Source organism: Actinophytocola sp., from assembly GCF_035942955.1.
Taxonomy (GTDB): Bacteria; Actinomycetota; Actinomycetes; order Mycobacteriales; family Pseudonocardiaceae; genus DASYTH01.
In genome coordinates this window covers 40,647-50,657 of record NZ_DASZCQ010000171.1, presented here as the reverse complement: position 1 = coordinate 50,657, position 10,011 = coordinate 40,647, and the positions used below count along the sequence as shown (strand labels likewise).

At 67.8% G+C, this 10,011-nt stretch carries 5 protein-coding genes and 2 pseudogenes; 3 read left to right on the top strand and 4 right to left on the bottom strand.

Annotation, left to right across the window (positions count from 1 at the left end; genetic code table 11):
- Positions 1 to 77 precede the first annotated feature (77 nt).
- Both VGX25_RS17435 and VGX25_RS17430 read right to left on the bottom strand, forming a co-directional pair.
- Positions 78 to 437, bottom strand: a pseudogene (locus tag VGX25_RS17435) (helix-turn-helix domain-containing protein); the annotation flags it as partial.
- A gap of 116 nt (positions 438 to 553) precedes the next feature.
- Entirely contained in the window at positions 554 to 3,517 is a 2,964-nt protein-coding gene (locus VGX25_RS17430) for an AfsR/SARP family transcriptional regulator (protein ID WP_326918859.1), read from the bottom strand.
- Positions 3,518 to 3,738: 221 nt separating this feature from the next.
- On the opposite strand from VGX25_RS17430, the gene VGX25_RS17425 reads away from it, so the two are divergent.
- The 3 genes and pseudogenes from VGX25_RS17425 to VGX25_RS17415 form a co-directional block, all read left to right on the top strand.
- Positions 3,739 to 4,356 carry a hypothetical protein gene (locus VGX25_RS17425; protein ID WP_326918858.1) on the top strand — a complete coding sequence of 206 codons (618 nt, stop codon included), beginning with the start codon at positions 3,739 to 3,741 and terminating at the stop codon, positions 4,354 to 4,356.
- 447 nt (positions 4,357 to 4,803) lie between these two features.
- Entirely contained in the window at positions 4,804 to 5,751 is a 948-nt protein-coding gene (locus tag VGX25_RS17420) for a hypothetical protein (RefSeq protein ID WP_326918857.1), read from the top strand.
- Positions 5,752 to 5,793: 42 nt separating this feature from the next.
- Positions 5,794 to 6,105 (top strand): annotated as a pseudogene (locus tag VGX25_RS17415) (toll/interleukin-1 receptor domain-containing protein); the annotation flags it as partial.
- A 1,061-nt stretch (positions 6,106 to 7,166) separates the two neighbouring features.
- Here VGX25_RS17415 and VGX25_RS17410 read toward each other — a convergent pair.
- Together VGX25_RS17410 and VGX25_RS17405 are read right to left on the bottom strand one after the other, a co-directional pair.
- On the bottom strand, positions 7,167 to 8,603 hold the full coding sequence (locus VGX25_RS17410) for a toll/interleukin-1 receptor domain-containing protein (protein WP_326918856.1): 1,437 nt from the start codon (positions 8,601 to 8,603) through the stop codon (positions 7,167 to 7,169).
- Between the two features lie 13 nt (positions 8,604 to 8,616).
- Entirely contained in the window at positions 8,617 to 9,996 is a 1,380-nt protein-coding gene (locus VGX25_RS17405) for a toll/interleukin-1 receptor domain-containing protein (protein ID WP_326918855.1), read from the bottom strand.
- Between the last annotated feature and the right edge of the window lie 15 nt (positions 9,997 to 10,011).

Here is a 10,011-nt window from a genome sequence, read left to right as displayed (position 1 = left end):
AGAATGCTGGTACAACCCGAAACGGAGACACTCCAGTATCGGAATGCACAGCCCCATCACGTTTGAAGCCCTCCACACCGGGTCAGACCAAGATCACTGACCCCACACCCGACGTGTCCGGCCAACGGGGCCAAGCTCATGATGCCTTCCGCTGCCAGTTCGGTGGCGATCCGACGAGCGGACCATTTGCGCTGCCGGCGCAGCTGCTCGACCCGGGCTACCACCTCGGCGGGGGTGGCGGTGGGATGGTGGTGCGGAACGCTGGACCGGTCGAGCAGGCCGGCCTCGCCGTGGCGACGCCAGCGGTTGACCCACTTACTCGCGCACTGGCGGGAGATGCCCATCTCGGCAGCGACCTGGGCGATCGGGCGGGTCTGGCAACGCGCGACGAGCCGACGGCGGCCCTCGACAGACAACGGGGCATTACGGTGATGCACGGACGGGTCTTTCTGCTCGGCGGACGAGTTGGTCGCACTTCTCATCCTGCCGCCGAAAGACCCGTCCCCTCGCCTCAGGCCCCACCAGCCGACACCAACGTCATGACCCGCAACAACTAGACGGCGGCACAGGCGCAGCTGAACAGGTCTCGTTCCCGCTGGATCTCATTGGCTTCCGGCTGGTGCAGCTCGTGGAACTCGGCATGGGCGGCGCGCCAGTAGTCGACCGCCCGCTCGTGGTTGCCGATCGCGTGCATCACCTGGGCGATTCCGTGGTTGGCGTGCGCCAGGTGGGTGCGGTCTCCGGCGTCGGTGGCGAGGTCCAGCGCCGCCTGATAGGCGCGCAGGGCGGCCTGATGCTCGCCGCGGGCCCGGAAAGTCGTGCCCCGGTCGAGAGAAAGCTGGGTCCGCAGATGCGCATCGGCGACACCGTTCGCCACCGTCCTGGCGCGCTCCTGGAACCGCACCGCGTCGTCGAGGCGGCCGCGCAGCCGGTGCACATTGCCGACGTTGTTGAGGGCGTAGGCCTGCGCGGTGCTGTCGGCCATGTCCACGGCGAGGGTGTAGGCCTCCTCGTGGTTGACCAACGCCTCGTCGAGCCGACCGAGCCGCTGCTGGACACAGCCCAGGTTGTCCAGCGCGTGCGCCAGTCCCTGCGTGTGGTCGACCGTGCGCAGCAGGCGCACGGCGGCCCGATGTTGGGCTTGCGCCACCACCAGGTTGCCGCGCAGCTCGTTGAGGTGGCCGAGCATGCTTAGCGCGTTGGCCTGGCCATGCGCGTCGCCGATCTCCTCGTACTTCGCCAGTGCGGCGTCGAAGTGCGCGATCGCCAGGTCGTGGTCGCCCAGCTCCATGGTGGGCTTGGCGATGGCGCACAGCGTGTCGGCCTCGCCGCGGGTGTCGCCGAGCTGCACCCACCGAGGCAGCGCCTGCGCGGCCAGCTCGAGGGCATGGGTGAGCCGCCCGGCCCGCCGGTGCGCTAGGGCCAGCCGCAGCAGCACGTGCGCCTGCCCGTAGCGGTTGGCCGGGTCGGCCAAGACGATCCGTTTGGCCAGCTCGAGCGTCTCGATCCAGTCCTCGAGGTGACCGGTCGTGTTGAAGTAGCGCCACAGCAGCACGGCGAGCTGCCAGGTGTGCTCCCGGCGCTCGTGGCCGGCCGCGTACCTGACGGCGGCCACCAGGTTGGTCCGCTCCGTCGCCAGCCAGGCCAGCGCGGCCTTCTGGTCGGCGAACGCGGGCGCGACCGGGCAGAGCCGGTCGACGGTCGGCTGCTGAGCGCGGTCGAACGGGAACGCGACGGCGATCGCCGAGGCCGTGGTGACTAGATAGAAGTCGAGCAGGCGCTCGAGAGCTTCCTGCCCTTCGTGGGGTGTGGCCGGATGCGGTACCGACACGGCGAAGTCCTTGAGCGGGTCGAGCATGTGGTAGCGCTCGGGCACGGTCTCCTCGAGCAGGCTCACCGCGTGCAAGTCGTCGAGCAGTGCGCGGGCCCGCGCCGGGTCGCAGTGCGCGAGCGCAGCGGCCCCGTACCTGCTGAGGTCCTGGCCGGGAATCAACCCGAGCAACCGGAACAGCGTGCGCTGCGCGTCGTCGAGCTGGTGGTAGGACACGGTGCACGCGATGATCCCAGCCTGGTCGAAACCGCCGGCCGAGCTCCACGGACCGGTCTCGGCCAGCAGCCGGAGCAGATGCTCCAGCGGCCACCGGTCGTGCCGGCGGAACTGGGACGCCACGACCTTGATCTGCAGTGGCAGCCGGCCGCACCGGTGCACCACATCGGTGACCTGCGTCGCCCGGCCGCGCAACCGCTCCTCACCGACCAGGTTGCGGAACAGGTCGACGGCGTCGTTGGCCGGCAACGGGCCGATCCGGATGTTGGCACCCGCCTCAAGATCGCCGACCTTGCGGCTGGTGACGATCGCCAGGCACCCGGACGTATCGGGCAGCAGCGGGCGCACCTGATCCTCGGTCGCCGCGTTGTCCAGCACCATCAACGTCTTCGTTCCGGCCAGCCGCGCCCGGTAGAGCGCCGCCCTGCCGCTCATCGTGGGCGGCACCTGCTCGGCCGGTACGCCGAGGCCGAGCAGGAGCTGGGCGAGCGCCTCGGCGGGTGTGGTCGGCTCGACGTTGGGGGTGAAACCATTGAGCGCCACGAACAGCAGACCGTCCGGGCATCGGTGGCTCAGCCGGTGGGCCGCCTCGATGGCCAGCGCGGTCTTGCCGACTCCCGGCATGCCGCTCAGCCACATCACCCGGACGTCGTCAGATCGCGCAGCTGACTCGATCGATGCCAGCTCCTCGGCGCGGCCGGTGAACCGGGCCGGCCGTGGCGGCAGCGTGCTGCGCTGCTCCCCATGCTGGACCAGCCAGGCCAACCAGCGCAGCTCCGGGGAGGTCGCCATGCCGTACTCGTCGAGCGTCTCGCGGGAGCGTTGGTAGACCGTCATCGCTCCGATCCGGTCACCGTTGGCCAGCAGGGCGCGCATCAGCAGCGCCGCCTGCCGCTGCAGGCTGGGGTCGGCTCGCACGACCGGCCGCAGCCGGTCCCGCACCGATCGGTAGTCGCCCGCCTCCAGCTCAAGCTCTGCCAGGTCGGTGACGGCGTCGACGCGTGCATCGTCCGGCGGGATCACCTCGCTGCCACCGATCCGGTCGATGTCGAGGTCTTCGAGGAACCGGCCCCGCCACAGACCGACCGCCTCGCGCAGCAGCCGGCCCGCCCGGTGCGAGTCCCCGAACTGCCTCGCCGCGGCGGCCTCGGTGCACAGCCGGTCGAAGCGCGCGGTGTCGAGCTGCTCCTCGTTGACCCGCAGCACGTATCCGGTTGGCGTCGTCTCGATCTTCACGTCGCGGGCACCGATCTGCCGGAAGGTCTTGCGCAACTTGGCGATGTAGCCCGTGACCAGGTTCGTCCTCGGCTTCTGTTCCGGCCAGATGATCTCGATCAGGCGCTCGGGCGTGACCGGCTTGTTGGCGTGTAACAGAAGTACGGTGAGGACGTAGCGCTGCTGCAGGTCTCCCAGATCCACCGGGGCGCCCTCGTGCCATGCCTCGAACGGGCCCAACAGCCGAAACTCCATACCGCCTCCCATAACGCGGCCGGATTTCACCGCCCTGCTCAATGAGCCTCATCGTTCCCGCCGCGATGGGTCTCACCTGAGCAGTCTCTATTCGATCCACGATCTGTCAACCGTTCGCCACCACCCTCTCGAGGGATCCCGGCCGATCGTTGTGTTCGAGGAGCGCAATGCATTCTGACCACGTATTACCGATCTATGTGGTCTGTGACGAGTCGTTCTCGATGATCGATTACGTCGACGCCGTGAACCGGAGCCTGCTGGAGCTGCGCCGGGCCGTTGGCGACGACCCGGTCGCCGCCAACGGAAGCCGGTTCTGCCTCATTGGGTTCTCTCGGTCGCCCACGGTGCTCCTGCCGCTGTCAAGGCTGACCGCGGCCAGCGAGATATCCCGCCTGACCACACGCGCTGTGACCAATTTCGGCGCCGTGTTCACGTTCCTGCACGACACAATCGGTCGGGACCTGGCTCTGCTCGAGGAGCGTTCCTACCGGGTCTGCCGCCCAGCCGTGTTCTTCCTGTCCGATGGCCAGCCGACCGATCCGGTGACCTGGCCGGTAGCCTTCGCGCTGCTCACCGACCCGTCCTGGAGCGTCCGTCCGAACGTGGTCGCCTTCGGTGTCGGGGATGCCGATCCAGCCATCATCGGTCGGATCGGCACGTTCCGCGCGTTCCTCGGCCAGAACGGCGTGAGTCCCGGCACCGCGCTGGACGGATTCATCCGGGCGCTGATCTCCTCGGTGGTCCGGTCGGTGGGCCCATCGAGCGGGGATGGCGAATGCGTTCTGCGGGTTCCCGACCAGGTTTCCGGGTTCACCGACCTGAGAATGGATCACGGATAGAAGCGCCCTCCGCTCTCGGCCTACAGGTGCCGTCCATCGATGGTCCACCCCTGGGGGCCAATCTGTCCACCGACAGGGAGCGCGTCAACACGCTCCGGGTCGAGCGCTCGTGACCCGAGGTGAGGGGGCGGACAATGGAGATCCACTAGGTTGATCATGCACCGCGACGACTGGGAGCGACGTACCGTTTGCCGCCCGATGGTTCGGATCGTCCGTCGTCCGGTTGCCAAGCACGAGTCCGATGACAATCCCGGCGACGAATGTCAGGACCGCGAGTCGTGTGGCCGTGGAAAGTGAGCAGATGAATGTCATGACTCTTCTCCGAAAATCTCAACTCGGATTGGGGATATAGCCGAAACTACATCCAGGTCGGCGCGCCCGACAATGCGTTTCCCCGGCCGTGCGGCGACGGGCAGCGGGAAACGACGCTGAACGCGGAGGGGAGCGATGGTTGTCCTGGCCGAGCTGGTCAAGGAGTTGAAAGCGCTGCGCAAGGGACGTGGTGTGTTCGCCAGCGGCATCGGGGAACGGGTCGGGCCGGCGCTGCGCGAGGTATGCAACATCGCCGAGGATGACGGGCCCGCGATGATACGGCAGAAGGTCATCCAGCGCCTGGAGGGCCTGGCGGCAAACCTGCCGTCGGATCTTCGCACGGCGGTATTGGCGGCATTCGCAATATACTCCGATGCTCGCCTTCCTCTGTACCAGGACCGAGTAAGCTGGGCAGCCAGCCGGCTGAACCGCGATCCGCGAACCGCGCGCCGTCGGATCGACGAGGGAATCAACCATCTGGCCCAGCTCGCCACCATCCGGGCGGCAGCACCGCCGCCGCCCGGCTCGTCCCCCGCCGCGGAGAATGGCTGGCATACCACCCAGCTACGGGTGATGCTCGCACTCGACCGGGAGCGTCCGGAAGCCATCGAGCAGCGCCGGATCGTCTCGGATCAGGGTGAGCTGGCCGAGCTAGACCTAGCTGTGACGCTGCCCGTGCCGCCTGGGCTGTTCGACGCGCACGTCTTCTACGGCGGCACCCTGATCGATCGCGGGATGGAGTCGAGGGAGCGCCACGCCTTCGGCCTGGCGCTCCCCAGAACGCTCACCCGGGGCGAGCGCCACGAGTTCGCGATCCATTTTCGACTCCCGGAAGGACTCGCGATGCCGCCCTATTTCGTGTGCGTTCCGAAACGTCCGTGCGAGCTGTTCGACCTTCGCGTGCGCTTCGATCGCAAGCACCTGCCGACGCGGATCGAGCTGCTCCACGGAGTGTTCCAGCGCGATGCGTCCGATTTGACGTGGACCGGGGCGACCCAGTCCGCCGATGAAGCGGGCGAGGTCCATCTAACATTTCTGAACCTCACCCCGGGACTGTCCTACGGGCTTCGGTGGGTTCCGTGATACCAATCCCGCAACACGGTGCCGATTGGTAGTCTGCGCGGAATGAGCGGCATCTTCATCAACTACCGCCGTAGTCCCGATCGGGACTGGTTCGCCATGGCCCTGCGCGACCGGCTGGCCGAATACGTCGGAATGGATCATGTCTTCCTCGACGAGCGGTCCATCGACCTGGGCGACGACTATCGGACCGAGCTGAAGCAAGGCCTGGCCGAGTCCGACGTGGTAATCGCTATCATGCACCCAGAGTGGACGGCGCAGTTGCGGCCGGCGGGGGTGGACTGGGTTCGCGAGGAGCTGGAGCTCGCGCTGAGACTGCGTAAGCGGATCATTCCGTTGTTGCTGGACGGCGCCGATCCTCCCGATGCCGCGACACTGCCGCCATCGGTCCACGATGTCGCCTACCGGCAGGGATATAAGGTGAACCTGGATTCCTGGCGCCGGGACATCATGGGGCTCATCCAGGAGCTCGGATTCGTTCTCACCCTGTGGTCGCCGGACGAGCCGGAGAGCGTCGCACCGATCCGGCACCGCCGATGGCCGAGCTATGTGGTGGCCGGTCTCACGCTTGCTGCGCTCTGCGTGCCGGCCCTGGTTCTCCCGGACAATGCTGCCGCACGGGAGGCCGCCATCTATCTCTCGGTCTGGATGCTGGCGCTATTGCTCGCACCGACGATCGGTCTGGCGGCAACATTCCTGGCCAGAAAGCCGATCAATTTCAGCGAGCACAACGTGCACGATATGTCCCTGACGAGCTACTATCTCAGGGTGGCCATTCCGGGCGGCCTGTTCATCGTCCTGTTCTCGGTCAGCTGGATCCTGGGCTCACCCGTTGATTCCCGCGTCATACCGTTCCTGATATTCATCGCCGGCGTGTCCACACTCTACCTGGCAGTCATCATCCGCAGCCGGTACATGGATGAGAGGAAACGGGAAGACGACTGGCCGCTGCGGATGAGGGAGCCGGTTCGCGCTGTCCAGGTCCGGCAGGAGCTCGCCCGGCTGGACCGGCAGGTCAACCTGCCGGCATCCGTCCGGCCGACGCTGGAGACCTGCCAACGAGCCGACTGGCACCTGCGGCATCTCCGCTCGGCGGCCGACGCTGTGCGCCAGGACGGAAAGCGGGGCCGGTGGCGCTGGCTCACCGACGACCATCTCCTGGTGCTCGGCGGCTACGCGCTGTGGGTGGCCGGTGGCGTGGGCTTGATGATCGCCGCCGCCCTCCCGACGCTGGCGCTGACTCCACCGCTGGTCACTGCGGCATACGCCGTCGTCGTCGCCGTCGTGACGGCCGAGTTCGGCTACCGCCGTCAGCGTTGGCAACGCGCTGAGCTGGCCCGCGAGGTCGACGGCCGGCTCGGCCGCATCGACCGCCGCCTGGCGACGCTGCGCGGACGGCGAGGGCGAGCGCGGGGCCGTCATTTGACCCGCGCCGTGGTGTGGTGGACGGCGATCAATCCCGGCCGGCTCAGCTCCGACAAGCGCTCCTCGAACGCAGCGAGCCGTGCGGGGGCGTTCTCGGCAATGGTGCGAATCTGCCAGCGTTCGCGGCGGTGTTCGAAGACCAGCGAACCCCCATACGCGCCGATAGTGACCAGGACGGCACCGAGCCACAGCATGGTGCTGACCAGATCGGGGCCATCCGCGGTCCAGTGCAGCGCCAGCGCCGTGGTGGCCAGGGTCAGGGCGGCTCCGGCCAGCGCGGAATGCGGAAGGGTGATCCACGGGCTGCGGGTGCGCCACCAGCGCAGCAACGTCTGAGACGACGGATCGGACATCGTCGCCAGGGCGCCGCGGATCGCGCCCATCGCGACGAGGGCCTCGCGTTGCCGGCTCAGCGGGAGCGGCGCCGGCCAGGTGTCGAGCCGATGCTCGAGGTCCGCAAGTGCCTTCCACACCCAGTGGGGGGTGGGACGTGCGGGAGCGTGTGGCCACTCGGGCGTTCGCTCCTGATTGCGCAACCAGAGCAGGCCCATCGCGATCAGGGTGCCGACCGACAGCATGATGGTGAGCAGCAGGACCTCCACCCCGACGCCGAACCCCGCAACCGCCATGAGAGCCACCAGGCACACCACGACCACGCCGAAGCCGAACACGACATACGCCCGGTTGGGCGTTCGCACCAGGCGCTCGTCCATCCACGCCATCGGACGCCGGATCGCGTACGCGCACGCCGCGAGCACCAGGATCACGAGGAGGTAGAACAGCACGGCTCCGGCGAGGACCGCGGTCACGATGGCGGGCGGCAGTTCCGGAAGCGGCACCGTCTCGGTCACAGCGGCGAAGGCGCCGAGTACGCCGGAGGCCAGGAACAGCAGCAGCACCACGACGAGGCGGCCGCGGTCGGGCAACGGCGCCACGGCGGTCACCCGCTCCGGCACGTCCGGGGCCACGATCAGCTCGATCTCGGCAATGGCGGCCGCGACGCCGTCGGCCAGGGAGCCGAACCGCAGATTGATCGCCTGGGCGTCGGCGAGGGCGCGGATAGCCGATGGGAGCTGGTGGCGCTTGGGAGGTTCGGCGCCGTCAAGGACCACGGGCAGCAATCGGATGCCCGCCGCGATGGCCGTCGCGATCTCCTCGTGCACCCAGTCCATGCGGCGGCCGGCCCGTGCCCCGAGATCGGCCAGCCAGCCGGGATGGATCACCACCAGCAGCACCGCCGCGTCCGCGACCCTCGCGCGCAGCGCCTCGGGGTAGGGCTCGCCCGGGCGCAGCGTCATGTCGAGGTAGACCGCGTCCCGGCCGAAGTGTGTCCCCAGCCGGTCGGCCAGCGCCTCGACCAGAAGCGCGTGCGGCAGCAGCTCGCCATCGGCATCGCGCTGCCGGTAGTTGATGAATATCTTGCCGCTCAACGGATTCTCCCAATCACCTGCAGAAGACCAGCGGCCCGAGCCTGGCTTGCCATTCGGTCAGCTCGCGGATCCACCGCTTCACCTCCCAGCGGTCGGCGTAGAAGTTGGCGATCGACATCCCGGCGGTGAAGGTCAGGGCCGCCAGGACGGTCACGCCGATCAGCCGGTACGCCCCGGCCGTGGCGGCATCCAGGTGCAAAGCCAGACCCAGGGCGAAGCCGTCCAGCGCCAGGATGCTCGTCAGCCAGCCAAGCCAGGCGGTTGTCCACCCGGAGTAACCAGTGTCGATCCACCGGCCCAGCGGCACCGTGGCCCTGGTCCTCAGCTCCAGCCGGGTCTCGGCGAGGTCCAGGTAGACCGACACCGCTTCCCGCTGAATTGCGCGGGTCCGTGGTCCGCGCCAGTCCGGCTCTGTGGTCAGCTTCTCGTGCAACCGGTGGGCGGCCCGCCGGAACAGCACCGGTTCGGTGGTCACGAGTGGCGGCCACGCGTTCTGCCGTGCACCATGATGGCGCCAGGATCGATGCCCGAAATACAGCACGAAAATGCCCAACAGGATGAGGAACCACACCTCCCATTCCTGCCACGTGCCGTCCGCACCCGGCCAGGTCTTGATCATTCCGTATACCAAGGGAAGGATTGCGAGGGCCGGCAGGATCCACGTTCTGCTCATGAACTCCCGGGTGGACATTGTTTGCCAGTTGACGTCCAACCGGTACGTCAGGCGCCGGACCGGGATGAGAGCGGCCATCAGTATTGACGAGGCAGCCAGCGCCATCGTCGATGTGAACGCGGCGAAGGCGAGCCATTCCCAATCCTGTTGATCCTCCGTTCGGTCGCCGACGAACAGAATGAGGGCCAGGAGAGACAGGGCGGTGGCCCACGCGGTGATTTGGCGGCCCACCCGTTTCGGTTTCGCCGGCGTCGCCGATTCGGGTGCCCGGACATCGACCGGCGCGACGTGGTGCTCGAGCAGCCGCACCAACTCGTCGACGTCGGTGCGGAACTCCGCGCCGCGCAGGTATGCCACCTGCTTGTCGGCCAGGTCGACGATCTTCTCGGGCAGTTGCCCGTGCTGCGGGGGATCGACCTTCTCCAGCAGGACCGGCACCACGTGCTTGTGTTTCGTCAACGCGGTGGCGATCTCGAATTGCACCCAGTCCTTGTGCCGTGGCCCCTCGAACTCGTCGACCCAGCCATCGTGAATCACGGCGACCAACACGTCGCTGTCGAGCAGTCGCGCGTACAGTTCCTTGGGATACTCGGCGCCGGGGGTCAGCTGGGTGTCGACGAATACCTGGTCCTCGCCGAAATAATGGCGCAAGCGATCCGCGAGTGCGCCCACGGTTGTCTCGTGCGGCCCGCGCCGGTAGCTGATGAAGATTCCGCCCATATGTATCTCTCGAGT